The sequence below is a fragment of the Enterobacter sp. Tr-810 genome (assembly GCF_011752765.1).
Classification (GTDB): Bacteria; Pseudomonadota; Gammaproteobacteria; order Enterobacterales; family Enterobacteriaceae; genus Enterobacter; species Enterobacter soli.
Window position 1 is genome coordinate 112,658 of the sequence record NZ_VWWW01000002.1, and the last position, 24,120, is coordinate 136,777.

At 54.2% G+C, this 24,120-nt stretch carries 21 protein-coding genes; 8 read left to right on the top strand and 13 right to left on the bottom strand.

Going from position 1 to position 24,120, the window contains the following annotated elements:
* Positions 1-21: 21 nt before the first annotated feature.
* From F3J30_RS07055 to F3J30_RS07090, 8 genes are all read right to left on the bottom strand, one after another.
* On the bottom strand, positions 22-969 hold the full coding sequence (locus tag F3J30_RS07055) for a zinc-dependent alcohol dehydrogenase family protein (protein ID WP_166716788.1): 948 nt from the start codon (positions 967-969) through the stop codon (positions 22-24).
* A gap of 126 nt (positions 970-1,095) precedes the next feature.
* Positions 1,096-2,358, bottom strand: coding sequence for a translesion error-prone DNA polymerase V subunit UmuC (umuC, locus tag F3J30_RS07060; RefSeq protein WP_166716789.1), 1,263 nt, complete (start codon positions 2,356-2,358; stop codon positions 1,096-1,098).
* A complete protein-coding gene (gene umuD, locus F3J30_RS07065) occupies positions 2,342-2,827 on the bottom strand; it encodes a translesion error-prone DNA polymerase V autoproteolytic subunit (protein ID WP_166716790.1) in 486 nt (161 codons plus the stop codon). The genes umuC and umuD overlap by 17 nt, the downstream gene beginning before the upstream one ends.
* 134 nt (positions 2,828-2,961) lie before the next feature.
* Positions 2,962-4,485, bottom strand: a complete 1,524-nt coding sequence (locus F3J30_RS07070) for a cyclic diguanylate phosphodiesterase (RefSeq protein ID WP_166716791.1) — start codon at positions 4,483-4,485, stop codon at positions 2,962-2,964.
* 132 nt (positions 4,486-4,617) lie between these two features.
* Positions 4,618-6,006, bottom strand: coding sequence for an aminopeptidase P family protein (locus F3J30_RS07075; RefSeq protein ID WP_166716792.1), 1,389 nt, complete (start codon positions 6,004-6,006; stop codon positions 4,618-4,620).
* 42 nt (positions 6,007-6,048) lie between these two features.
* Positions 6,049-7,065: an ROK family protein gene (locus tag F3J30_RS07080; protein WP_166716793.1), complete on the bottom strand. Its 1,017-nt coding sequence runs from the start codon at positions 7,063-7,065 to the stop codon at positions 6,049-6,051.
* The gene (locus F3J30_RS07085) at positions 7,055-8,443 is read right to left on the bottom strand and encodes a glycoside-pentoside-hexuronide (GPH):cation symporter (protein ID WP_166716794.1); all 1,389 of its coding nucleotides are present in this window, start codon (positions 8,441-8,443) and stop codon (positions 7,055-7,057) included. Before F3J30_RS07085 ends, F3J30_RS07080 begins: the two co-directional genes overlap by 11 nt.
* 72 nt (positions 8,444-8,515) lie before the next feature.
* Positions 8,516-10,060, bottom strand: coding sequence for a DUF1593 domain-containing protein (locus tag F3J30_RS07090; protein WP_166716795.1), 1,545 nt, complete (start codon positions 10,058-10,060; stop codon positions 8,516-8,518).
* A gap of 290 nt (positions 10,061-10,350) precedes the next feature.
* Between F3J30_RS07090 and F3J30_RS07095 the strand changes: the two genes are divergently transcribed.
* Positions 10,351-10,566 carry a hypothetical protein gene (locus tag F3J30_RS07095; RefSeq protein WP_166716796.1) on the top strand — a complete coding sequence of 72 codons (216 nt, stop codon included), beginning with the start codon at positions 10,351-10,353 and terminating at the stop codon, positions 10,564-10,566.
* 58 nt (positions 10,567-10,624) lie between these two features.
* Here the strand turns inward: F3J30_RS07095 and F3J30_RS07100 are convergent, their stop codons facing one another.
* Positions 10,625-11,491: an aldo/keto reductase family oxidoreductase gene (locus tag F3J30_RS07100; RefSeq protein ID WP_166716797.1), complete on the bottom strand. Its 867-nt coding sequence runs from the start codon at positions 11,489-11,491 to the stop codon at positions 10,625-10,627.
* A 142-nt stretch (positions 11,492-11,633) separates the two neighbouring features.
* On the opposite strand from F3J30_RS07100, the gene F3J30_RS07105 reads away from it, so the two are divergent.
* A complete protein-coding gene (locus F3J30_RS07105) occupies positions 11,634-13,298 on the top strand; it encodes a methyl-accepting chemotaxis protein (RefSeq protein WP_166716798.1) in 1,665 nt (554 codons plus the stop codon).
* 27 nt (positions 13,299-13,325) lie between these two features.
* On the opposite strand, the gene F3J30_RS07110 is transcribed toward F3J30_RS07105, so the two are convergent.
* Positions 13,326-14,225, bottom strand: coding sequence for a LysR family transcriptional regulator (locus F3J30_RS07110; RefSeq protein WP_166716799.1), 900 nt, complete (start codon positions 14,223-14,225; stop codon positions 13,326-13,328).
* Positions 14,226-14,335: 110 nt separating this feature from the next.
* Between F3J30_RS07110 and F3J30_RS07115 the strand changes: the two genes are divergently transcribed.
* Complete coding sequence (locus tag F3J30_RS07115) at positions 14,336-14,956, top strand: LysE family translocator (protein ID WP_166716800.1); 621 nt, start codon at positions 14,336-14,338, stop codon at positions 14,954-14,956.
* Here the strand turns inward: F3J30_RS07115 and smrA are convergent.
* Both smrA and F3J30_RS07125 read right to left on the bottom strand, forming a co-directional pair.
* Positions 14,953-15,516 (bottom strand): DNA endonuclease SmrA, encoded by a 564-nt coding sequence (gene smrA / locus F3J30_RS07120; RefSeq protein ID WP_166716801.1) that lies wholly within the window; start codon positions 15,514-15,516, stop codon positions 14,953-14,955. The two genes, F3J30_RS07115 and smrA, sit on opposite strands and share 4 nt — an antisense overlap.
* Before the next feature lie 351 nt (positions 15,517-15,867).
* Positions 15,868-16,779 carry a LysR family transcriptional regulator gene (locus tag F3J30_RS07125; protein WP_014070022.1) on the bottom strand — a complete coding sequence of 304 codons (912 nt, stop codon included), beginning with the start codon at positions 16,777-16,779 and terminating at the stop codon, positions 15,868-15,870.
* Positions 16,780-16,954: 175 nt separating this feature from the next.
* Here F3J30_RS07125 and F3J30_RS07130 point away from each other — a divergent pair, with 175 nt between their 5' ends.
* From F3J30_RS07130 to fnr, 5 genes are all read left to right on the top strand, one after another.
* Positions 16,955-18,265 (top strand): M20 family metallo-hydrolase, encoded by a 1,311-nt coding sequence (locus F3J30_RS07130; RefSeq protein WP_166716802.1) that lies wholly within the window; start codon positions 16,955-16,957, stop codon positions 18,263-18,265.
* On the top strand, positions 18,265-19,710 hold the full coding sequence (locus F3J30_RS07135; protein WP_166716803.1) for a M20 family metallopeptidase: 1,446 nt from the start codon (positions 18,265-18,267) through the stop codon (positions 19,708-19,710). The genes F3J30_RS07130 and F3J30_RS07135 overlap by 1 nt, the downstream gene beginning before the upstream one ends.
* Before the next feature lie 41 nt (positions 19,711-19,751).
* Positions 19,752-21,278, top strand: a complete 1,527-nt coding sequence (abgT, locus tag F3J30_RS07140) for a p-aminobenzoyl-glutamate transporter (protein ID WP_014070019.1) — start codon at positions 19,752-19,754, stop codon at positions 21,276-21,278.
* 10 nt (positions 21,279-21,288) lie between these two features.
* Positions 21,289-21,804: a methylated-DNA--[protein]-cysteine S-methyltransferase gene (ogt, locus tag F3J30_RS07145; RefSeq protein ID WP_014070018.1), complete on the top strand. Its 516-nt coding sequence runs from the start codon at positions 21,289-21,291 to the stop codon at positions 21,802-21,804.
* Between the two features lie 183 nt (positions 21,805-21,987).
* Positions 21,988-22,740, top strand: a complete 753-nt coding sequence (gene fnr, locus F3J30_RS07150) for a fumarate/nitrate reduction transcriptional regulator Fnr (protein WP_014070017.1) — start codon at positions 21,988-21,990, stop codon at positions 22,738-22,740.
* A gap of 59 nt (positions 22,741-22,799) precedes the next feature.
* Here the strand turns inward: fnr and F3J30_RS07155 are convergent, their stop codons facing one another.
* The gene (locus F3J30_RS07155; RefSeq protein ID WP_166716804.1) at positions 22,800-23,984 is read right to left on the bottom strand and encodes a hypothetical protein; all 1,185 of its coding nucleotides are present in this window, start codon (positions 23,982-23,984) and stop codon (positions 22,800-22,802) included.
* Between the last annotated feature and the right edge of the window lie 136 nt (positions 23,985-24,120).

The following is a 24,120-nucleotide window of genomic DNA, read 5'->3' on the forward strand; positions in this document are numbered from 1 at the left end:
TGGCCTCTGCCTGTCAGGGGCTTACAGGTTCATATCCAGCAGCGGTTTACTGACTCTCCCGGCCTGGCGGTAGCATTGTAGCGCCGCCTGCCATTGCGTCAGAGGATAGACCGTGACATCGCTGTACTGACTTGCACACAGCATCGGCCAGATGTGCCGGAATTCCGCCTGCCACGCCTCCACGCTCAGCGCATCCAGGTAATTGCGAATGTGGAACCATTCCACGCGTGGTAAGGCCCGGCGCTGCCGGAACGTTTGCCCGCTGAGCAGGCCATAACAGACAAAAACGCCCTCTTCTGGCATCACGCCAAGAAGGGTTTCAGCCAGGCTGCCGCCCATGGCATCGTACACCACGTCCGCACGCGCGGCGACGGTGGTCACCATCGCCGTATTACCTTGATCTATCGGGATAATGCCCATCGCAGCCAGCCGTTCGCCATGAACAGGCGAGCGGTGAATGCCGTATACCTCTTCCGCTCCGGCACTGCGCGCCCACTGCCCAAGCAAAATGGCGCAATCCGAACCTGCTGCCGTTAGCAGCACCCGTTTCCCCTGCGGCGGATAGAGATTCAGCATCATCCTGGCGGCCAGCGGGTTAATGTATGCCCGCGCGGCAAGGTGCGAGTGAACTTCGTCCGGTACCGGGATTGCATATTCCGCCGGGCAATCAACATACTGTTGCCAGGTACCTTGCCCCCGCAGCGGTAGCACGCGCTTGCCCAGAAGATGCGCGAATGCAGCGGGCGCTTCAGTCACCTCTCCCACCCCTTCATAACCCGCCACCGCCGGTAATGGCGTGCGGTGACGATAAGCACCGGTAATGGGGATAAGGTCGGAGGCATTGACCGGGGAATAGCGCATACGTACCCGAAGTTCGCCTGGCTTCAGTGCACCAGGCGCAGTGAGTTCAGGTTGCAGTACGGACGCAGGTTCGCCAAAACGGCGATACCAGAGAGCGAGGTTATTCATTGCGATCCCGGCCAATAGAGTCAGGCGGCAAAGCTTAGCGCTTCTGCTCTGGCAGATCACGAAAACATTCCTGAACAGCCCTCATTTCCTTACATGAGTTCTGCATTTTTTTGTCATATTCAGTGACTACCGTACCACCGGCAAATCCGCATACGTTGTCGTATAAGACGGGGACAGCATCTCACGCTTCATCGACCAGGCTTTCTCGATCCCCTGCCCGGCAAACCAGACTTTCCCTTTCCCGGAATGGTTAAGCCTGTCTATCGCCTCCATCAACGCCATGCTATTGGCTCGCGGGCGGTTGTCATCGAACAAATTAAGCTGTGCGACCCCGCTACTGAAAAAGTCTGCCAGCATCACCCCCGCTTTCATATAGCGATATCCATCAAGCCATATCCGCTCTAACGCTTGCGTGGCGGCGCGGATGATATCGCGTGAGTCGTTGCTCGGCGTCATCAGGGTGACAGAAGCCTGATTGCCGTAATACACCTCATTATCCGCATGAGGACTGGTCCGCAGAAATACGCTGATGAAGCGACAATACTGGCGCTCGCCGCGCAGTTTTTCCGCTGCGCGTTCGGCGTAAGCGCAAACCGCCTGATGCATCTCAACGTATTGCGTAATGCGGTGCCCAAAAGAGCGGCTACAGATGATTTGCTGCTTCGTGGGGGTAAATTCCTCCAGGCTAAGGCAACGCTCGCCGCGAAGTTCACGAACCGTGCGCTCCAGAACTACGTTGAAATGTTTCCTGATGACCCACGAAGAGCTGTCGGCCAGCTCAAGCGCCGTGGTAATGCCCATCGCATTTAGCTTTTTGGTGATCCGCCGCCCAACCCCCCATACCTCTTCCACCGGCACTGCGCCCAGCAGCTTGCGCTGACGATCGTGGTCTGACAAATCAACAACGCCGCCCGTGCTGCGCCATTTCTTCGCCGCATAGTTCGCAAGCTTTGCCAGCGTTTTCGTCTGCGCAATCCCCACGCCCACCGTCAGCCCGGTATTTTTCAGTACCTGGTTGCGCATCTGATGCCCGAAAATATCCAGTGGCATACAGCTGTCGATGCCCGAGACATTCACGAACGCCTCATCAATGGAATAGATCTCTATCGCCGGGGAAAGATCGGTTAACGTCTGCATCACGCGGCTGCTGAGATCGGCATACAGCGCGTAATTCGAGCTAAACACGTAGACCCGCGACGGATAGCGTTTCTCTTTAAATTTAAAGTACGGCTCGCCCATTTTGATCCCCAGTTGCTTTGCCTCGCGCGAAAGCGAAATAATGCAGCCATCGTTATTGGACACCACCACAATGGGCTTTCCCTGAAGGTCGGGACGAAAAACCGTCTCGCAGGACGCGTAAAAGCTGTTGACGTCAACAAGTGCGAACATGGTTTTGCATTTCCGGGTCACCCACGCGATGGCTTTTTACCCCGCCCGACTGTTTATGTGTTTTCAGCGTATGCGTCACCACGCCGAAGATTTGCAGCTCCTCTTCGGAGTGAAACGTAATAGGCTGATAGCGGGTATTGTGGGGAAGCAATCTTAAGACCGGCCGGGTTTGTAGCTCTTTTACCGTAAACTCTCCGTCCACCGCCGCCACGACAATGTCGCCATGTCCCGCCGTTAACGAACGATCGACCACCAGCAGATCGCCATCGCCGATCCCGGCCCCGATCATGGAATCCCCGCTGACTTTCACAAAATACGTTGCGCTGGGGTGTTTTACCGCCAGCTTATTCAGGTCGATACGGTCTTCAACGTAATCCTGTGCAGGGCTTGGGAAACCACAGGCAACGCGCTCCAGAAACAGCGGTAATTCCATGTCCTGCCGGGGATAATACGAAAAGAGAGTGCTCATAATTACCTTTCCTGCCATATACTGTATATAAATACAGTATTACGGGTTATGGGTAAGGATCAAGGCACTTTCCGGGAGATCGCGCAAACACGTTGATGTTTGGAGGGATTTAATTCTGCACCTCACCCGGCCGGTTACTCCACCATGACTTTCACGTTAGGTTTGGATAACAAGATTTTTATCAGCCCGGTGAACGGAACAGGCTTAAAGAAGTAGTACCCCTGCTGGAAGACAATATTATTCCGGTTGAGGTAATCAAGCTGCGCTTTGGTTTCCACGCCTTCGGCGACAATACTTATCGAGAGCTTACGCGCCAGATCCAGCACGCAATCCAGGATCCGGGTGGATTCCTCATGCTCATTGACCCGGCTGACAAAGCTATGGTCAATCTTGATGTAATCGATATGCAGATCGTGCAGATAAGAGAGCCCTGAATACCCGGTTCCGAAGTCATCCAGCGCGATGGCAAAACCATTTTCGTGCAGCGCATTCAGGGTATGAACCAGGCGTTCGTCAATATCCAGCGGTTCACGCTCTGTGACTTCAAGCACCAGGTTTAAATCTTTGCGCTCAAAGCGACTTTTGTAGTCCAGGCACTCATCCACAAAGGTGGGCATGGCAATATGGGATGCGCTGAAGTTAATCCCCACATGAAAACCTTCCGGCAGCTTGCTGGAAATGGCGTTCATCTGCATGACCACCTGTGCCATCAGGCTGCGCGTCAGCGGCACTATCAGGCCGGATTTTTCAGCAAGCGGGATAAACGAGGCCGGGGAAATATAGCCCGCTTTCGGGTGTTTCCATCTCGCCAGTACCTCCACGCCCCGCAGGGTGCCCTCACGGCCATTAACAACGGGCTGATAAAACGGGATGATCTCCCCCTTTGCGATGGCGCGTTGTAGCGATTCTTCAGGCGGCGTACTTTTATTCAGATACTTATACAGGGCGTAAGCGCCAAGACAGGCGATCAGCAGTAAAAAAAGCAGGATGCCTGCCCCCTGGCTTACCAGCCTCTGCACGCTGAATAACGGAGGATAGTTGTACTCGATACTGTAGGGGTAATTTTTGGCGTCAAGCCGCCCGACATGCTTACCTTTATCGTTTACCGGTGTAGCATCACCAGACAGGCCAAGCACGGTGTCGCCGACCCTTAACCGGTAACTGATGCCTTTTATCGAAATACCCAGGGCGTCGCGGATATGGCGATCGCTGACCGTGATCCCAATACGGCTGCCATCAGATACCGTCTGGTACAGCAGTACGGGCAAACCATTTACCGTCTCTTTTGCTGGCAGCAGCATCAACGGCGAATCAGGTAATATCATCACGTTAACCAGCAGCACACGTTTATCCGGCAGGGATGAACACACAATTTGCCCATGCGTGAGAATAAAAATAGTCCTGAGATGAGGTTGTAGCGCCGCCTCCGTGCCCAGCCGGTATTGCCCTTCCTCATCACAGCCCGCCGCGGCGACATTCATCGCTGTCCGGGTGGCACGCTGCGCTTCACCCAGGATCGTATTCATATTCTTTACGACAAACTTCGCCCCCGTCATGCTGTCGGCCCGTGCGGAATACCAGAGCTGGGTATTCAGAATAAAAATACCCATGATAAACAGGGCCAGAGCGGCAGCAACAGGGACAAGAATATGGCGCATTAACGTCTCCTGGGCACAAGTGAGTACGATGACGCTGACGGCATTTACGGCGCTTAATGGTATAAGTACAAAGAGCATGGTCGACAAAAGAAAAAATAACCATGCTCCCTCAATCAGTTCTCCAAAAATTGTTTAGCAGGTGAACGCTTTATCCTTCGCCAGGAAGAAAGGCCGTAAATAAGCAACGGCACTGGAAAGCGGGATCACATCCGCGCTCAGTTCAATCTTAAGCACGTCCTTAAGATAACGCTTACGGGTTTCAATTCTTGCCCATAGCTCAGGGTACTCGCGTTTTATCTCGGCCTGGAGTACGAAATCCGCCAGCGCAACGCTCTCCTCGGCGCTGGTGCCGGTATAGCCCGGTACTGACGGAATAATATCAATCTGCAAAATCATTCCGCTTTTCAGGGTTTGCATCGAATGTTTATAAATGGGCGATGACATCCACTCTTCATCGGCACTGAGATGCCCGGGATTCAGGTGCCAGCCATATTTATCTTTTGGCAGGACGGACTCCATCAGGGAATACATCTCCCCGCCTTCCATGCCAATTCTGATATTTTCAAGCCAGGTCACTACGCCCGCAAAATACGGTTTTGCCACGCGTTCAAGATAATCTTTCTGCGTATCGGGCAACTCACTTTCGCTGGCAATCACAAAACCGGTACGGCTGGATAATCCACCTTTAAACCCGGTGGTCATGGACAGCGGCTGGCCTCTTTGCAGCGGTTTATGCGTGGGATAAAGATTGGCTTTTTCAAAACGCTGGCCCGATGCGGCAATGGTCACCACCGTATTGTACTGCCCTTCCGCCGTCAGATACGCCCCTAACGCTGCCTCACTCATTCCCGGCTCCACCGCGTTCATGGCATTCAGGATACAGTTCGACGCCAGATTCGCACCATATTCATAATGGGCGATTTCATTGGCATTGTTGGTTGTCCGCGCGCCGTTGTCTCCGTCAATAAACAGATGTGCGGCATTTTCTGACACCGCCCCGGCAGAGAGACTGTTTTTAATGGCATCGACAATAAACCAGGGTAAATCGAAAAGCTGTTTATTATCCACCTGGCCAGACGTAAACATTTTCCAGCCCACAACCCCCACGCGGTGCATATCGCCCAGGCCCGACTCGGCGAATAACACCTCGAGCGGTTTTTCGTTATCCATTGGCTGATTTGGTAATGAGAAATACGGGCTGTGTTTAAGCGTGACCGGAATACGGGAATGGGCGGCCATTTTCAGGTTTTCATTACCGAGAATAACGGTTGCGGCGCCATCTTTCGCCAGCACCAGCACCCCTTCTTCAAAGCGGGGAATAAATCCTGTCAGGTATTCAAAGTTACTGCCGTGCTCTTTGTCGGCATAAATAATGAGGGCGTCGTACCCCTCAGCGGCCATTCGTGCCAGAAGCTTATCTTTACGCTCCTGCATAGTGTCATCGGTCAGGGGAACGGGCGCGACGCCCGAAAATTGGTGTGGAGCAACCGTCGTCTGAAGCTGAAGCGCACTAAAATCCATGTGTTTGACCTCACGTTCTGATGGGGAACCCTCGCGTAATCATCAGGCCAGCAGCTCGGTAATACAGTCCGAACTGAGCTGTACCAGCCCTTTCACGCCATAGTGATATCCCGTTTTATCATGCCGGATACGGATCTCGCGAATATGCTGGTTAGGGGTGTTATCAAGCATATCCTGTACCCGCGGTAATACCTCGTCGCCGTAATCCTCAAACAGCTCACCGGTAGCAATCGCCAGTTTGATGTTATGGATCGGCGCAGTACAACAGATAGCAAAATAGAGCGCCCGGGCCGTCGTTTGTACGGTTTCGGCTTTATTCTCTTCTTTCACATTAAAGGCTTGTTCAATGCCACCTTCATAAGGCAGATGGACAATTTCAGGGTAAAAACCGTTTTCGCCAAGTCCCGGCTCGCCGTTGGTGCAGTAACCATACCCCAGGCTGCCAAAACCGGGCATAAATGCCACATAGGACAGCCCCGGCGAACGCTTCGCCAGCAGATAGTTGGTGCAATGGGCAATATTGTAAATCCGGGTGGTGATACCGACATGTTCCTGAATACGCGCCATCAGGTTAACGTTAGTGTCGGTAAATAACGGGCAATAACGCACCACGCCGGTGAAATGTTCAATACCGCCCTGCAATGCCACGCTGACGACGTTAATGCGGGATTGCGCAATCCCCGCCGCCTCGCAAAGCGCCTTAATGCCTTGCGCAATCAGCATGACCAGCTCGTCTGGTGTCATGGACTCCGGCAGCGAAAATTGATGGCTGGCCAGCGCATCACGCTGGGTATTGTAGTCATTCAGCGTGCCCTGAAAGCTGCCCTTACGCAGCATGATATTCACGCTGAAGGCACAACCGCCCTTCACGGCCAGCAACTGCTGTGGGCGGCCAAAGGTAATATCTTTGATTTCCCGCTCCTCTATCAGCCCTTCCTGCAAAAGCTGCGAGGTCAGTTTGGTGATATAGGCTTTGGTCACACCCACCCGGCGGGTCATTTCCGCGCGAGACTCATGCTCGCTGTGCAAAATATTGAGGATCTGCTTTTTATAGTCCATGTCGTTTCGCCTCCGCCCGACCGGTTTCATCCTGTGCGCGCATCATAACATCTCTCGTTTTCTGTTCATCCAGCCGGTAAAACCGCAGGATACCTGCCGTCAGGAACAGGCAACAGGCCGGTAACCAGATATACAGCACTCTGAATGCCGGAAGCTGTTCCGGCATTGCCGCCGTCGCATTGTCCGGCTGATAGCCAAACCAGGCCAGAATGTAGCCCATCAGCGCCCCGCCCACGGCCATGCCCGCTTTGGTGGAAAACAGCATCCCACCGCCAATCATGCCGTTAATGCGCACACCGAAGCGATAAAAACCGTAGTCGGCCACATCGGCGACGCTTGCCCACAGGATCACCGCAATCAGCTCGGCCATCAGGGTGGCAGAGACAAAGAGCCACAGATGCGGCCAGACGGCGCTGGCTGGTGTAAAGCCCATCGCCAGCGTGATGACCGCGCTGGCAAGCTGGCTGTATACCAGCAGCGGGATGCGTTTTATGCGCCCGCGCCGCAGCAGATACCCGGTCACCAGCGGGGCGACAATACCAGCCACCGAGGCGGCCGTCAGCATCAGGCTTAAAAAGGTGACGGGCATCTGAAGCACATACTTCACAAAATAGGCGGCCGCCCCAAACTTTAGCGTATTCATCACCATAACGACGGCCTGCGCGGCAAACAGAATCAGGGCCTGGTCATTTTGCAGCAGGAGGCGAAACTGCTCACGTACCCCGATCGCCGGCACGCTTTGCGGGGGAACGCGCTCCTGGGTATTGAAATAACAAATCAGCACCAGCAGCGTGGACAGCACGCCAATGCCGCACATCACCGCCCGGTATCCCAGGATTTCGTTATCAAACAGCGCAATAAGTACCGGAACGAACAGCGAACAGAGCAGATAAGCCAGTTTGGCAAGCGGGAAGCGGATCGCGTTGATTTGAATGCGTTCGTCGCTATCCACTGACATCGCCCCGAGGAGCGACACATACGGCACCACCACCAGACTGAAACTGAGCACCAGCGCCATATACGTCACATAGGCGTAAACGATACGCCCTGTCGCGCTCAGTTCCGGTGAGAAAAAGACGGCGGCACAGCTCAGACCATAAGGAAGGGCAAACCAGAGTAGCCAGGGGCGATAACGCCCGCGCGGGGAACGGGTTCGGTCGGCCAGCAGGCCAATCAGGGGGTCGCCAATGGCATCGATAAAACGCGCCAGCAGAAACAGGCTGCCCATTGCCACCGGGCTAAGCCGAAACACATCGGTGTAGTAAATGGACAGGAACATCATCGTCATGCCCATAAAGATATTCGCTGAGGTATCTCCCAGCCCGTAGCAGAACTTCTCTCGCAGAGTGATGGCGGGTGCAAGAGCGGTTTTCATCATGGGTTCACCGACAATATTAACGATAACGCGAAATCGGGTGCCCACCGGCACCCGACATCACTAATACCCGAATTAATTGACGGAAACAATAATACGACGATAAGAGGTTAACGACGGTTTGCCGTTATCCGTGACGGCCAGAATCAGGTGTTCCGTCCCGGTACGCAGGGCTTTCACTTGCACGCTCTGTTTGCCATTTTCACCCAGGGTCAGCACCGCTGGCGCATTGAGATTGTCTTCCCCGCGACGCCCCTGAACGTCTTTAACCGCCACCGGCTGCGAGCTAGCTGAACCTGCTTCCGGATACAGGAACCAGTTATAGCTGAGCTTATCGCCGTCAGGATCTTTGCTGCCTGCGGCATCGACCGTCAGCGTGTCTCCGGCTTTCGCCTTAAGATAAACCACCTGCTGTCCCGCCTGACCGTTCACCACGACTTCCGGGTTGTGATTGGCATGAGCGTAGTCTTTGATGCCCCATTCCATACGGGCAGCAAAATCATGCTGGAAAGCTTCGCGCCAGCGCCAGATGGTCGCCTGATTCGAGGTGTATTGTTTCCCGTCTTTGCCGATCACCGTATCGGCGGCATTCGGGTTGCCCGGATAGAAGTCACCGCCGCTGCTCCAGATAGGGTGCGTTTCATGCTGCGGCTGGCGCACAATGTAACGCCCGCCCCAGCCGCCCCAGCCCGGGTTTCGTTCGCTATTTAAACCGTTACGGATAAGGCCGAGGAACGACGGCGTGTCCCCTTCCATAATGAACATGTACTTCAGGTAGCCTTTACCCATTGGCCCTTTGCTGCGGATATTTTCATCCAGCCAGTGCTGGGACACGGTCGTAAAATCGGCACCTGGCGCATTACGGTAATACTGGTCGCCGCTGATACCAGTCCAGGTCGCACGCGCGTAATCTTCGCCATTCTGGCTGGACGGATCGACGATCCAGGTCATTTCCGGGTAATGTTCACGGATCCAGAACCCGGCATCATCCTGATCGGAAATGGAATACGCCACCAGGTTGCGGGTCAGCGACTGAACAACATCAGCAGGATGTTTTTTAGCGAGATCCTGGAGTGCCTGCGCAAGTGTATTCGCCCCGCCCCACAGGGTAATAAACAGCGGGTGATCCGCATCGGTACTTTTCTCAATGGCTTTCACCAGCAGATCGGAACCGGCGGTGTTTTTACCTTCACCGGTTGCCGCCATACCGTAGCTGGCGAGGCCCGGTGCCACCACAGACTGAAGCTGAGATACCGTCGGGAACCCGGCCGCATGTTTCAGCAGGTTCGGCTGCACTTCACCATAGTGACCCACAACAAGGTCAATCATATCGGTGTGCACTTTTTCGCGCTGCCAGGTGGAGGTGGTCGCCACCAGCCCCTCAACGTTCATCTCATTTGAGTACAGTAAAAAACGCGTCAGGGACATCTGATCGTCGGGTTCATTACCGATGTCAGTCAGGACAAAGACGCGCGGTTTTTCCTGATAAGGCAGCACTTTACCGGCCGCTTGCGCGATCGCCGTTTCTGCCCCAATGGCCAGCGGAGCGGAAAATGCCATGACCCCTGCCATTGCCAGCAATACCCCTTTCGCGACCTTATTGATTTGTTGGTTCACCATGTTGTTCTCACTTTTTTTGCTATAGACCGAATGCCTCAACATAGTTAACACAGGAAACAAAGTAAAAAAGAAAAGATCGATTCTGTGATGACAGCGGAATTTTTAGCGCCGCCAGATCCGGAACTAAAAAGTCCCCTCACAAACACTTATCAATCACTTTTTAATGACTTAAATCAAGAGAAACCAAATGTGATATGTAACTAAAGAATCACTGCATATTGACTTAACAAATACTCTGGAGCATATTTCATAGCACGAATTAACAAAACAATTTTTGGAGGACGTTTTCTATGCCATCCCGTGATTATCCGGACAAACGCACTGCTCGCGGTTTAGCAAAGGATGCTGATCTGAAGATGTTAAGTGCCAGAGTAGAAACAGACTTAATGGAGTATGTCAGGATCACGGCGTATGAAACGCGCAAGAGCAAGCAGGAGATTGTGGCAGAAGCGTTAGCACTTCACCGGAAAAATCGCCGGGCAGAAGCCTCCTCCGAACAGGCGTAAAAGTGTAAGACATGTTGCAATAAAAAAAGCCCGAAAGTTGCTTCGGGCCTTTTCGCGCTTACGCCACCAGCGCATTCAGCGTGTCGATTGCCTCGGCTGGCAGCACCAGATCCGCCGCAGCCAGGTTTTGCTGCAAATGCACCACGGAAGAGGTCCCAGGGATCAGCAGAATATTCGGTGAACGTTGCAGCAACCAGGCCAGCGCCACCTGCATCGCCGTTGCCCCCAGCGAATCCGCAACCGCCTGAAGACCGGAAGATTGCAGTGGCGTAAAACCGCCCAGCGGGAAGAAAGGCACCCAGGCAATCCCCTGCCGGGCAAGTGCATCCACCAGAGCATCGTCCCCGCGATTCACAATGTTGTACATGTTCTGCACGCAGACCACCGACACCATTTTCTGCGCTTCGGCAACCTGGGTTGCGGTCACATTGCTCAACCCGATATGGCGCACCAGCCCCTGCTGTTGCAGTTCCGCGAGCGTAGTCAGCGGTTCGGTAATCGAGCCTTCAGCCGGACCGTGAGCGCTGAACATGATCCGCAGGTTCACCACGTCCAGTACATCCAGTTTGAGGTTACGCAGGTTATCATGCACCGCCTGCGTCAGCTCCTGGGCCGAAAATGCCGGGAGCCAGGCGGCGTCATCACCCCGCCGCGCCCCAATTTTGGTCACAATCGTAAGGTTATCCCGGTACGGATGAAGCGCCTCACGGATAAGCTGGTTAGTGATATGCGGGCCGTAAAAATCACTGGTATCAATATGATCCACACCTGCTTCCACGGCTTCGCGCAGCACCGCCAGCGCGGCGTTTTTGTCCTTCGGCGGGCCGAATACGCCAGGTCCGGCAAGCTGCATCGCACCATAGCCGAGTCGTTTAACCGTACGCGTCCCGAGCGTGTACGTCCCGCTTTTCTCAATACTGCTCATGTCTACCTTCCTCATAAAAATGATCCGGATTTACAACAGGTTCCAGAACGGAACAATTAGTTAAGCAATAGTTAAATTAAAGTTTAGTTTCGTTGCGTCGATAGTATTTGGGCAACCCCTGCACCTATAACGGACGACCGCTATGCTGAAAAATCTGCACGTGATTACCGGTATTCTCTTTGCTCTCACCATATTCTGTCTGCTGCAAGTTGTCACGGGAGGCTTGTTCTACTCTGCCGTCAGCAACGATCGCCATAACTTCCAGAACTCGGGGATGCTCAATGCCCAGCAGGAAAGCCTGAGCGACAGCGTGAATACGTTGGTGAAAACCCGCGTAACCGTCACCCGTGTGGCGATCCGCTACCTGAAAAACCAGCGCGATCCCGCGTCCCTCGCCGCCATTAACAAACTTCTGGGTACGGCCAGTACGTCATTAGGCAACGCAGAAACCTATTACAGCGCCTGGCAGAAAATGCCGCAGGTTAGCGGACAAAACGCCGCGTTAACCGAAGAGATGCAGAAAGCCTGGAGCCAGATGCATGAAGTGATGCGCCTGTCGATTGAATATCTGCGTGCCGATAACTATCAGGCTTATGGCGACCTGGATGCCCAACAGGCACAGGACAATATGGAAGCGGTCTATAACCGCTGGCGTGCTGAAAACAACACCTTGCTCAAGGCCGCTGCTGAAGAGAACCAGAGCAGCTTTACCCATATGCAGTGGACACTGGCGGCTATTTTCCTCGCCGTGGTTGCCGTGCTGGTGATTATCTGGCAGGGCCTGCAACACCTGCTGTTAAAACCGCTGAAGATCATTATGAACCATATTCGCACCATCGCAGGTGGCGATCTGACGCATAACATCACCCTGGGTAGCCGTAACGAAATGGGCCAGCTGGCGGTGGGTCTGCACGAAATGCAGCAGTCGCTGGTCAGCACGGTCAGCGCCGTACGCGGCAGTACCGACTCGATTTACACTGGCGCAGGTGAAATTGCCGCCGGGAGCAATGACCTGTCTGCCCGTACCGAGCAACAGGCGGCCTCGCTGGAAGAAACCGCCGCCAGCATGGAAGAGCTAACCGCCACGGTGAAACAGAACTCTGATAACGCGCGTCAGGCCACGTTGCTGGCGAAAAACGCCTCCGAAACTGCCGCGCGCGGTGGTCAGGTGGTGGATAACGTGGTGCGCACCATGACCGAGATTTCTGACAGTTCGCAGCAAATTGCCCACATTACTGGCGTTATCGACAGCATTGCCTTCCAGACCAATATTCTGGCGCTCAACGCGGCGGTTGAAGCGGCACGTGCTGGCGAACAAGGACGTGGTTTTGCCGTAGTCGCCGGTGAAGTGCGTACCCTGGCCAGCCGCAGTGCGCAGGCGGCAAAAGAGATCAAAGGGCTTATCGAAAACTCCGTCAGCAGGGTCAACACCGGCTCTGAGCAGGTCAGCGAAGCTGGCGAAACCATGCGCGAGATCGTCGCCGCCGTCACCCGTGTGACCGACATTATGGGCGAAATTTCATCGGCTTCTGATGAACAAAGCCGGGGTATTGAGCAGGTCAGCCTCGCGGTTTCGCAGATGGACAGCGTGACGCAGCAAAACGCCGCCCTGGTACAGGAATCTGCAACCGCAGCCGCAGCGCTGGAAGATCAGTCTGAGCAGTTGCGCCAGGCCGTTGCCGCATTCCGCCTGAATGCCAAAGACCAGGCCGCGGCACCACGCCCGACGAATGTGAAAACACCGCAGCTGTTACGCCCGGCAACCGCCACGGCAAGCGTGGCAGACGGCAACTGGGAAACCTTTTAAGGTATACGCGGGCGATGAGATCGCCCGCTATTTTACGTAGGCGCTAATATCCGGGACCCGTGCCAGCAGGAACGCACACAGCGTGGCTATCCCCTGCTGTTTCGGGCTGTTTTCCGGCCAGACCAGATAATAGCCATCACCAGTGTTAATCGCTTGGCTAAATGGCATCACCAGTAACCCGTTATCCAGCGCCGGAAGGCTTAGCGTTACATCCCCTACCGAAACGCCATGTCCACCAACGGCCGCCTGATTTCCCTGATCCAGGGTATCGAAAACCTTTCCTTTGCTGATATCCGGCATGGCCTCAGGCGAACACACTTTAAGCCAGCGCCGCCAGTCCCGGCGATCCGGTGACGGATGGATCAGCTCACAGGTCTGGAGACTGTCTCTGGCCTTATCCACCAGCCCTGGCGCGCAAACCGGGGCAAGCCATTCGTCAAACAGCAGCTGTGAACATGTCTGCTCCCCAAACTGGCCGTTGCCAAGCAAAATTGCGCAGTCGAACGGCTCCTGATGAAAATCGACTTTATCAACATCCATCCAGACGCTAGAAACATTCACCTCCGGTGTTGAGTATTTCTCAACAAATACTTTCATGGTATTCAGCAGCCAGTTCAGCGTCAGGGTTGAAGGCGCTTTTAAGCGCAACGCGTGTCGGGTGGCCCGAAATGCGTCGCAGGCGCTCTCCAGGGTGGCGAACCCCTGCCTCAACTGGCTGGCTAATGCGCGCCCGGCATCGGTCAGCTCTACAGCCGGCCCTTTGCGCACGAATAGCTGACACTGAAAACTCTCCTCCAGCGTGCGGATATGTCTGCTGACGGCGCCAGGCGTGACGTGCAGCGTTTGCGCGGCCCGGGTGAACGAACCGTACAGGGCCGCGACATCAAATGCCCGTAGCGCATACAAAGGGGGAAGTGGTGATGGCATCGCATTGCTCATTGTGAGTTTAACTCACATTAAAGCGCAGGATTTTCCGTTTTTCAATGCAGCGAATTTTACCGACACTACCTGCCACTCTTCACAAAAGGATCCCCTTCATGGCGATGTCGCTACTGGGTACATATCTGCTGGCGGTGGTGCTGTTGCTTATCACCCCCGGCCCTGTTATTGCGTTAGTCACCCACACTGCGGTACGGGACGGTTACAGACGTGCCTTTATTACGCTTGCCGGAACCAATCTGGCGTCTCTGGTTTTACTGGCGATGGCGGTGATGATACTGGCGGGTATCGTGGATATTCACCCGTTAAGTCTGGCGGGGGTGGGTTTTATCGGTGCGCTGTTTATTGGCTGGATGGGGATTGGGATGCTGACACACCCGCAGCCCACAACGGCAACATCGGCGCGGCAAGGCGGCTTTCTTACCGGTTTTTTAACCGCTATCGCCAACCCAAAAGATATTCTCTTTTTTGTCGCTTTCTTCCCGCAGTTCGTGCCGGTTACGCGCAATTTTGCCCAGAGCATTACCCTGTTGACGCTCATCTGGATTGCGCTGGATCTCCTGATCCTCACCTTGTGGATCATTGCCGTCAGGCGCTACGTGTCGCTTCGCTACGAGCGCGCCATCCGGCTGGCAACCGCGCTGTTTATGCTTGTCGTCGCCATCTATGGCGCCGTGTGGAATGGCAATGCGATATGGGCCGCCTTCAGCGCGGGCTAGCGGCTGCGTTTGGCGTGTCGCTCCCGGTTGTCCAGTCTGGCTTCATCTGATTTTCGCAGCGCCACATAACAGGCGCCACTGCCGCCGTGGTGCGGCAGTGCAACGCAGAATGCCTGCACGGAATCGAACTCAGTCAGCCAGCGCGCCAGATAACTGCGCACCACATTCGGGTGCGACTGCTCTTCACGCCCTTTACCGTGGACAATCACCAGGTTGCGCAGCCCGTCACGTTCGGCCTGACGGATAAACGAAAACAGCATCTGACGGCACTGTTCAACAGGCTGGCGTAACAAATTGATGCTGGCCTGACGGGAATATTTACCGGAGCGGAGCTTATCAATCATCCCCTGCTGGACCCCTTCCCGCTGAAACGCCAAAGGTTCCGCAAGCGGGAGCAGCTCCAGAAACCCCAGCGTTAAGAAGTTATCGAGCTGTTCAGTATTCAGCGTCTGCCGGGTGCGGGTATTGCGGCTCGGCTGCCAGTGAATATCCGCACAACGCTTGAGTGACTGGACATCCTCCATGGCGTCAAGAAAAAGTGATTTGTCGTCAGGGTTCATGGCAATCCTCCGGCTACATCTGAGCCTGTACTATACCCGCGCCTGACAAGCGTCTCAACGACCTCTGCCTGGAAACTGCTCCGTGGAAATAAGATATATTTACCCGATGAATAAAATAATAGTGCAGCTAAAAAGTTAAATTTAACTTAACTAAAATTTAGCCACAATTAAATACCTGTATTTAAGTTAAATTTTTGTGAACTTGAGCAGCCTGAATACTACCATTTTGAAAAAAGTCTGTTATAACTTAATAAACCTGCCCCACGGATAAAACATGCGGGATTCGCGAAAGGAAACACTGCTGTGTGTACTATAGGGTCTGTTGATGTCGGCAGTCCCTGTTTTTTTATTTCATTCTGAAATTAATGCCCGGGCTTCTCGTCTGAATTGTGTAATTAACGATTCAGTCAATGGCGTCTGTCGGGAATCACGGCGCTGAATTAAATAATAAGCGGCTTTAGGTAATGATTCGACAACAGGCAGCATCACCAGACGGTGCGCCAGCAGCGGGTCACAGCCAAGTTCTTGTGGCAAAATGCTGATAAAATCACTCTGTGCAACCAGGCTAATACAGGACGAAAACGTTTCGCAGACAATACCAATACGCGGTATTTGCGAGCGGTGATGAAACACATCTTCCAGTTGCTTATAATAACTTCCCCGCGGCGTTGGCATCGTCCAGTTATAATGCAAAAGTTCGTTAATTGATTTTACCCCTATCGCCGGATGCCCTTCCCGGCAAAATATCGCAAAGGGTTTTTCAAATAATTTTTCAAACGTAAACTCATGGTCATACGGCCCCTGACAATAGGTATTAATGGTGAAGTCCAGTTCCCCCTGGCGTAATTCATTTATCATCGATACCAGTTGCCCTTCCATAATACGGACCTTCACCAGCGGGTGCTGCGCGTGAAAACGGGTAATCACCGCAGGCATCAGCGTACGTGAAATACTGGCACCCATACCGATATTGATCTGCCCCGCCAGTTGCCCCTGCCGCTGACGAATGTCGTCCTGCGCCGCACGCAGCTCTTCCAGGATCAAATTGGCATGTTGATAGAAGCTCTCACCGCATTCGGTCAGCGCCACGCCTTTGCTGCGCCGGACAAAAAGTTGCGCGGCAATGCCCTCTTCCAGCTCCTTGATCGATTTGGTCAATGCCGGTTGTGAGAGGTTAAGCGCCCTGCTGGCACCGCGAATGCTGCCCTGGCGTGCCACTTCCACGAAGGCCCGAATCTGATGAAATTTAACCTGAAATGACATAGCCCGACCGATAACCGTTGTTTATCAGAGTAAAGAAATTGTCATCTACTTTAATGGAAATGGATGTGCGAGGGTAATTCCTGAACGGTTAAAACTGTGAAAAAACGGTTAGTGATAAGTAAAAACTATCACAGCGTGAAGCAGTTCACATATTTTAATGATGACAGGAAGAGATATGGACTCACTGGCACACGACATTCAGACATTAACCCCGCAACTGACCGCATGGCGTCGCGATTTCCACCACTTTGCTGAATCTGGCTGGGTGGAGTTTCGTACCGCAGCCAAAGTGGCGGAAATCTTAGACCGCCTGGGTTATGAGCTGGCGATGGGGCGTGATGTGGTTGACGCCGAAAGCCGCATGGGCCTGCCGGACGCACAGACGCTGGCAAAAGAATTTGCCCGTGCGCGCGAGCAAGGTGCGCCCGAGAAATGGCTCGCCGCGTTCGAAGGTGGATTCACCGGCATTGTCGCCACGCTGCATACAGGGCGTCCGGGGCCGACACTCGCCTTTCGCGTGGATATGGATGCGCTGGATCTCAGCGAAGCGCTCGATGAAAGCCATCGCCCATTCCGCGACGGCTTTGCCTCCTGCAATCCAGGGATGATGCACGCCTGCGGCCATGACGGGCATACCACTATTGGTCTGGGTCTGGCTCAGGTGCTGAAACAAAACGCAGCTCAGCTCAACGGCACCATCAAACTTATCTTCCAGCCTGCGGAAGAAGGCACGCGCGGGGCGCGTGCAATGGTGGCAGCAGGCGCGCTGGACGGCGTGGATTACTTTACCGCGGTCCATATTGGTACCGGTGTTCCTGCCGGGACGGTTATTTGCGGTAGCGATAACTTTATGGCAACCACCAAGTTTGACGTGCGCTTTACCGGCGTGGCGGCCCATGCGGGCGGCAAACCGGAAGAAGGCCGTAACGCGCTGCTCGCCGCTGCTCAGGCCGCTCTTGCCCTGCACAGTATCGCCCCTCACAGCGAAGGTGCCTCACGCGTCAACGTGGGCGTGATGCAGGCCGGTAGCGGGCGTAACGTCGTTCCGGCCAGTGCCTTGCTGAAGGTGGAAACCCGTGGCGAAAGCGAGGCTATCAACCAGTACGTGTTCGAACGCGCGCAATCCGCGATCGCAGGCGCGGCGGCGCTGTATGGCGTGAGCGCAGAAACGCACCTGATGGGAGCGGCAACGTCCAGCACGCCATCTCCTGCGTGGATAAATTACCTGCGCGAACAGGCGGGTCAGGTCACTGGCGTGCTTCATGCCATTGATAAGGTCAAAGCCCCGGCAGGATCAGAAGATGCCACCCTGATGATGGCCCGCGTGCAGCAGAACGGCGGCCTGGCTTCCTATATGGTGTTTGGCACCGATTTGAGCGCCGGGCATCACAACGAAAAATTCGACTTCGACGAGCAGATAATGAACGTGGCCGTCGAAACGCTGGCGCGAACGGCGCTTAACTTCCCGTGGGCGCGAGGTGTGTGATGCAGGAAAACTACGCGTTTATCGCAGATGCCATCGACACACGATGTCAGACATTCACCGATATTGCCGACGAAATCTGGGATCATCCCGAAACACGTTTTGAAGAGTTCTGGTCAGCCGAACGGCTCGCCTGCGCGCTGGAAGCCGAAGGTTTTAGCCTGACGCGCGAAGCCGGTGGCATTCCAAATGCATTTATTGCCAGCTTCGGCAGCGGCAAGCCGGTTATCGCGCTGCTGGGCGAATACGATGCTCTGGCGGGGCTGAGCCAGCAGGCGCACTGTGCCAGCGCGCAGTCGGCAACGCCGGGCGAGAACGGCCACGGTTGCGGCCATAACCTGCTGGGTACGGCCGCAGTCGCAGGAGCCGTCGCTGTGAAAAGCTGGCTAGAGCAGCGCGGCGGCAGCGGGACGGTGCGCTTTTATGGCTGCCCGGGTGAGGAAGGCGGTTCAGGCAAAACCTTTATGGTGCGTGAAGGGTTGTTCGATGACGTCGATGCGGCTGTCACCTGGCACCCGGAAGCCTTTGCCGGGATGTTTAACGTCAGCACGCTCGCCAATATTCAGGCCGCATGGCGTTTTCACGGCGTGGCGGCTCATGCCGCGAACTCCCCGCATCTGGGGCGGAGCGCGCTCGATGCCGTGACGCTGATGACCACCGGCACCAACTTCCTTAATGAACACATCATCGAGAAAGCGCGCGTACATTACGCCATCACCGATACCGGCGGCATTTCACCAAACGTGGTGCAGGCGCAGGCCGAAGTGTTGTACCTGATCCGTGCCCCGGAAATGGCCGACGCGCAACAGATCTACGAACGCATCGAAAAAATCGCCCAGGGTGCGGCCATGATGACGGAAACCACCGTTGAATGCCGTTTTGATAAAGCCTGCTCCAGCTACCTGCCAAACCGCACGCTCGAAGCGGCGATGTATCAGGCATTGCAACATTACGGCACGCCAGCCTGGACGGAAAAAGAGCGCCAGTTCGCCAGTGAGATCCGCGCCACGCTGACCTCTAACGATCTGCAAAACAGCCTGAAAAATATCGCCGCGACGGGTGGTGAGGCGGGTAAAGCCTTTGCCCGGCGTCACCAGGAAACTCTGCTGGTCGATGAAGTCGCGCCGTATGCCATCACCGATAACGTGCTGGCAGGCTCAACGGACGTGGGCGATGTCAGCTGGAAAATGCCGGTCGCGCAGTGCTTTAGCCCCTGCTTTACCGTCGGTACGCCGCTGCACACCTGGCAACTGGTGGCTCAGGGACGCACCTCGATTGCCCATAAAGGGATGCTGCTGGCCGGAAAAGTCATGGGCGCAACCGCCCTGAATCTGCTTCTGGATGCTGCGCTGCTTCAAAAATGCCGTGACGAGTTTGAACAAAAAATAACAGAAAGACCGTACGAGTGTCCGATCCCTGCGGGCGTGACACCGTCACCTTTAAAATAAAAACACATAACACAACAACACAACAGTCCCGAGGAACGCCCATGAGTATGTCATCCATACCTTCGCATTCCCCAACCGGTAAGCTCTATGGCTGGGTTGAAAGGGTCGGCAATAAAGTGCCGCATCCTTTCCTGCTTTTTATCTATTTGATTGTGATTTTGATGGTGGCAACCGCCGCGTTGTCTGCCTTTGATGTGAGCGTGCGCAGCCCTGCTGATGGCAGCATGGTGGCGGTAAAAAACCTGCTGAGTGTCGAGGGGTTGCACTGGTTTTTACCCAACGTGATTAAAAACTTCAGCGGATTTGCACCGCTGGGGGCGATCCTGGCGCTGGTACTGGGTGCAGGTCTTGCCGAGCGCGTGGGGCTACTGCCCGCGTTGATGGTGAAAATGGCCTCCAACGTGAGCGCGCGTTACGCCAGCTATATGGTGCTGTTTATCGCCTTTTTCAGCCACATCTCGTCTGACGCCGCGCTGGTGATCATGCCGCCGATGGGGGCGCTGATTTTCCTGGCCGTGGGGCGTCATCCGGTGGCCGGACTGCTGGCGGCGATTGCCGGCGTGGGCTGCGGATTTACCGCCAATCTGCTGATTGTAACCACCGACGTGCTGCTTTCGGGGATCAGTACCGAAGCGGCGAAAACCATTGATACCGCGATGCACGTCAGCGTGATCGACAACTGGTACTTTATGGCCAGCTCAGTGATTGTGCTGACGATTGTCGGCGGGCTTATCACCGATAAGCTCATCGAGCCGCGTTTAGGGAAATGGGAAGGCCGCAGCGACGAAAAGCTCGAGACGCTCAGCAAAGAGCAGCAGTTCGGCCTACGGGTAGCCGGGATTGTCTCGCTGGCATTTATCGCCGTTGTGGCGCTGATGGTGATCCCTGAAAACGGCGTACTGCGCGATCCGGTCAAACACACCGTCCTGCCCTCGCCGTTTATTCAGGGCATTGTGCCGCTGATTATTCTGTTCTTCTTTATAGTGTCGATCGCCTATGGCATCGCTACCGGTAAAATCCGCAACCAGGCTGACCTGCCACAGCTGATGATTGAGCCGATGAAAGAGATGGCCGGTTTTATCGTGATGGTGTTCCCGCTGGCGCAGTTCGTGGCCATGTTCAACTGGAGCAACATGGGCAAATTCATGGCCGTGGGGTTGACGGATGCCCTTGAAGCGGCGGGGTTAAGTGGTATTCCGGCGTTTGTCGGTCTGGCCATTCTGTCGTCGCTGCTGTGTATGTTTATCGCCAGCGGCTCGGCAATCTGGTCGATTCTGGCACCCATCTTTGTGCCGATGTTTATGATGCTGGGGTTCCATCCGGCGTTTGCACAAATTCTGTTTCGCGTCGCCGATTCCTCCGTCATCCCGCTGGCCCCGGTGTCGCCGTTTGTCCCGCTGTTTTTAGGTTTCCTGCAACGCTATAAACCGGAAGCAAAACTGGGTACCTACTATTCGCTGGTCTTGCCCTATCCGCTTATCTTTTTAGGGGTATGGTTGGTGATGCTGGTGGCGTGGTATCTTGTCGGCCTGCCAATTGGACCGGGAATTTACCCAAGGCTGCACTAAAGGAGAGAGGATGCTGAGGTTACTCGAAGATAAAATTGCGACCCCGCTTGGGCCACTGTGGATCATTACCGACGAGGCGTTCAATCTGCGCGCCGTAGAGTGGGAAGAGCACAGCAACCGGATGGAGGAATTGCTTGAGATTCATTACCGCTCACAGGGCTATGAGCGCATCAGCGCCACCAACCCGGGCGGATTGAGTGACAAGCTTGCGGCCTATTTCGAGGGCGATCTCAGCATTATTGACACTCTGCCAACCGCGACGGCGGGAACACCTTTTCAGCGTGAAGTCTGGCAAGCACTGCGCCAGATCCCCTGCGGGCATGTGATGCATTATGGTCAGCTCGCAGAGCAGCTAGGTCGTGCGGGTGCGGCGCGTGCGGTTGGGGCGGCTAATGGCTCCAACCCCGTCAGTATTGTCGTGCCCTGCCACCGCGTGATTGGACGCAACGGCACCATGACGGGCTATGCCGGCGGCGTGCAGCGCAAGGAGTGGTTGCTGCGCCATGAAGGCTATCTTTTACTGTAGTATCCAGGCTTTTAGTGCTTAATTTTCTTCCGGTTAGGTTAAAAATCCATAATCAAGCTGTGGAATTTCAAGAAGATGCCCGCACGATGTCGACTCTTGTCCTTATTGATGGTTTGCCAGGCTTACGTACTCTCCAAAAAGATGTTAAAATTGACCAATATCAATTAAGGCTTGAGCAAACCTATGATCCCGGAAAAGCGAATTATACGACGCATTCAGTCTGGCGGTTGTGCTATCCATTGCCAGGATTGCAGCATCAGCCAGCTCTGTATCCCGTTTACCCTGAATGAGCATGAACTTGATCAGCTTGATAATATTATCGAGCGCAAAAAGCCTATTCAGAAAGGGCAGACGCTGTTTAAAGCGGGAGACGAACTGAAATCGCTCTATGCTATCCGTTCTGGCACCATCAAGAGCTACACCATCACCGAACAAGGCGATGAGCAGATCACCGGCTTCCATCTGGCAGGCGACCTGGTCGGCTTTGACGCTATCGGTACCGGGCATCACCCGAGCTTTGCTCAGGCGCTCGAAACCTCAATGGTTTGCGAAATCCCGTTTGAAACGCTGGATGACCTGTCAGGGAAAATGCCTAACCTGCGTCAGCAGATGATGCGTCTGATGAGCGGCGAGATCAAAGGCGATCAGGACATGATCCTGCTGCTTTCCAAAAAGAATGCAGAAGAGCGCCTGGCGGCATTTATCTATAACCTCTCCCGCCGTTTCGCGGAGCGCGGTTTCTCTCCACGTGAATTCCGTCTGACCATGACCCGTGGTGATATCGGTAACTACCTGGGCCTGACCGTTGAAACCATCAGCCGTCTGCTGGGTCGTTTCCAGAAAAGCGGAATGCTGGCGGTTAAAGGTAAGTACATCACCATCGAAAACGGTGAAGCGCTGGCGGTACTCGCCGGACATTCCCGCAACGTAGCCTAGTTTCCCCCGCATAACTGCCACCCGATCGTGTCTCATTTTGAGTCCTCAATTGGGTGGCATTAATCTTTGTTCTTCGGCAGGTCAGTAAACCAGGTCAGCGTTGCGGTTTGATACCGCGTGCTGTCTAACAACGGTTTCGCCTCAAGCCAGCCATCATTATTTTCTCTCTGCCACTCGTCACCCCAGCTATTAACCACTTTCAACACATCCTGACAGTGATTGCTTTTATCGCATAGGGTTTTAAATCCGCTGATCACAACGGCATGGGCATTATTACAGGATTTACCTCTCATTTTTTTATCCATGCAAATACCGCTCAGGGCGATGGGCCTGCCGTCGTTAAGCACTGATTTAATTATAATCATTGCGTCAGCATAATTTCCTGAGAGAGGCGTTTTCTGTTTTGTCTGACCCTCCTTTTTGTCCTCAACAGAATCAGGGTAAATTGACATTTTTACCTTGCCCATACTTTCAAATAGCACACTTGCAGACAGGCGATAGCACGCTTTCGGTACAACCAGTCCCCCTAAAAAACGATGGTAGGTTGATTCAGCCATCAGTTGAACCTGTTTTCGTTTATCGTCCGGTAACTGGGGGAATATGGCTTTAAGCTGAAGAAAGTCGGTCTGATGTGCCTTCAGGAAAGATTCAATGCAATCGGGGCAATCCAGGTCAACCTGACTGGCCTTTGGGTTGAGCGACACGTATATTTTACGAACGTCCTGCCACATCTCGTATTCCCGCATCGTTGCGGCATCGTCGGTAAAATTTGGCATCACCTTTTCTTTCGCGGCGCAGGATAAGCTTCCCCCCATACCAGTATCCAGGGCAACCACCTGCATGATCGTTGCCGAATTGCCACCTTCGTCTGGCATTATTTTATTTTTCTGGCCAGTGACTGCTTTTTGATCAGCATTATCGTCATCGTGATAATCCATAAACTTCACGAGAGAAAACGGGGAAAATATCTGGTCTGGCTTATATTGCGTGCAATCTTCATGCAGTGCGCGGCAATTTTCAGCGGTGAGCATCACAGCCGAGACATAGGCATAACAAATGCCAATCGCCCCTTGCCCCGGTATTTTGGGCAAATTCGTAATCTCAACCCTGTCATACTCAGTCACAAATTGTGGCGGCGGCGACACGAACATCTTTAATGAAATTTCAGGGGCTGCGGCTCCGGCAGAACCCAATGCCAACAACCACACCATAATGATACATTTCATTTTATTCACTTTGTTCATTATTCAGGGTTCTTTACGAGTCGCGGCATGATCAGAACATAGCACATACACGAGCTGTCAGAGGTCATACGCCAGTTGGGGCCCGAATGCTTTAAAACGAGGAAACGCTTTTAAATCAGTATGCAACCTGATTACA

Coding starts and splice junctions, on each gene's coding strand:
- F3J30_RS07055 (WP_166716788.1), bottom strand. CDS start 969: ATGAATAACCTCGCTCTCTGGTATCGCCGTTTTGGCGAACCTGCGTCC.
- F3J30_RS07115 (WP_166716800.1), top strand. CDS start 14,336: ATGGCGATGTCGCTACTGGGTACATATCTGCTGGCGGTGGTGCTGTTG.
- ogt (WP_014070018.1), top strand. CDS start 21,289: ATGCTGAGGTTACTCGAAGATAAAATTGCGACCCCGCTTGGGCCACTG.
- fnr (WP_014070017.1), top strand. CDS start 21,988: ATGATCCCGGAAAAGCGAATTATACGACGCATTCAGTCTGGCGGTTGT.
- umuD (WP_166716790.1), bottom strand. CDS start 2,827: ATGAGCACTCTCTTTTCGTATTATCCCCGGCAGGACATGGAATTACCG.
- F3J30_RS07135 (WP_166716803.1), top strand. CDS start 18,265: ATGCAGGAAAACTACGCGTTTATCGCAGATGCCATCGACACACGATGT.
- F3J30_RS07125 (WP_014070022.1), bottom strand. CDS start 16,779: ATGTCATTTCAGGTTAAATTTCATCAGATTCGGGCCTTCGTGGAAGTG.
- abgT (WP_014070019.1), top strand. CDS start 19,752: ATGAGTATGTCATCCATACCTTCGCATTCCCCAACCGGTAAGCTCTAT.
- F3J30_RS07130 (WP_166716802.1), top strand. CDS start 16,955: ATGGACTCACTGGCACACGACATTCAGACATTAACCCCGCAACTGACC.
- umuC (WP_166716789.1), bottom strand. CDS start 2,358: ATGTTCGCACTTGTTGACGTCAACAGCTTTTACGCGTCCTGCGAGACG.
- F3J30_RS07105 (WP_166716798.1), top strand. CDS start 11,634: ATGCTGAAAAATCTGCACGTGATTACCGGTATTCTCTTTGCTCTCACC.
- F3J30_RS07090 (WP_166716795.1), bottom strand. CDS start 10,060: ATGGTGAACCAACAAATCAATAAGGTCGCGAAAGGGGTATTGCTGGCA.
- F3J30_RS07155 (WP_166716804.1), bottom strand. CDS start 23,984: ATGAACAAAGTGAATAAAATGAAATGTATCATTATGGTGTGGTTGTTG.
- F3J30_RS07110 (WP_166716799.1), bottom strand. CDS start 14,225: ATGCCATCACCACTTCCCCCTTTGTATGCGCTACGGGCATTTGATGTC.
- F3J30_RS07085 (WP_166716794.1), bottom strand. CDS start 8,443: ATGATGAAAACCGCTCTTGCACCCGCCATCACTCTGCGAGAGAAGTTC.
- F3J30_RS07100 (WP_166716797.1), bottom strand. CDS start 11,491: ATGAGCAGTATTGAGAAAAGCGGGACGTACACGCTCGGGACGCGTACG.
- F3J30_RS07095 (WP_166716796.1), top strand. CDS start 10,351: ATGCCATCCCGTGATTATCCGGACAAACGCACTGCTCGCGGTTTAGCA.
- F3J30_RS07070 (WP_166716791.1), bottom strand. CDS start 4,485: ATGCGCCATATTCTTGTCCCTGTTGCTGCCGCTCTGGCCCTGTTTATC.
- F3J30_RS07075 (WP_166716792.1), bottom strand. CDS start 6,006: ATGGATTTTAGTGCGCTTCAGCTTCAGACGACGGTTGCTCCACACCAA.
- F3J30_RS07080 (WP_166716793.1), bottom strand. CDS start 7,065: ATGGACTATAAAAAGCAGATCCTCAATATTTTGCACAGCGAGCATGAG.
- smrA (WP_166716801.1), bottom strand. CDS start 15,516: ATGAACCCTGACGACAAATCACTTTTTCTTGACGCCATGGAGGATGTC.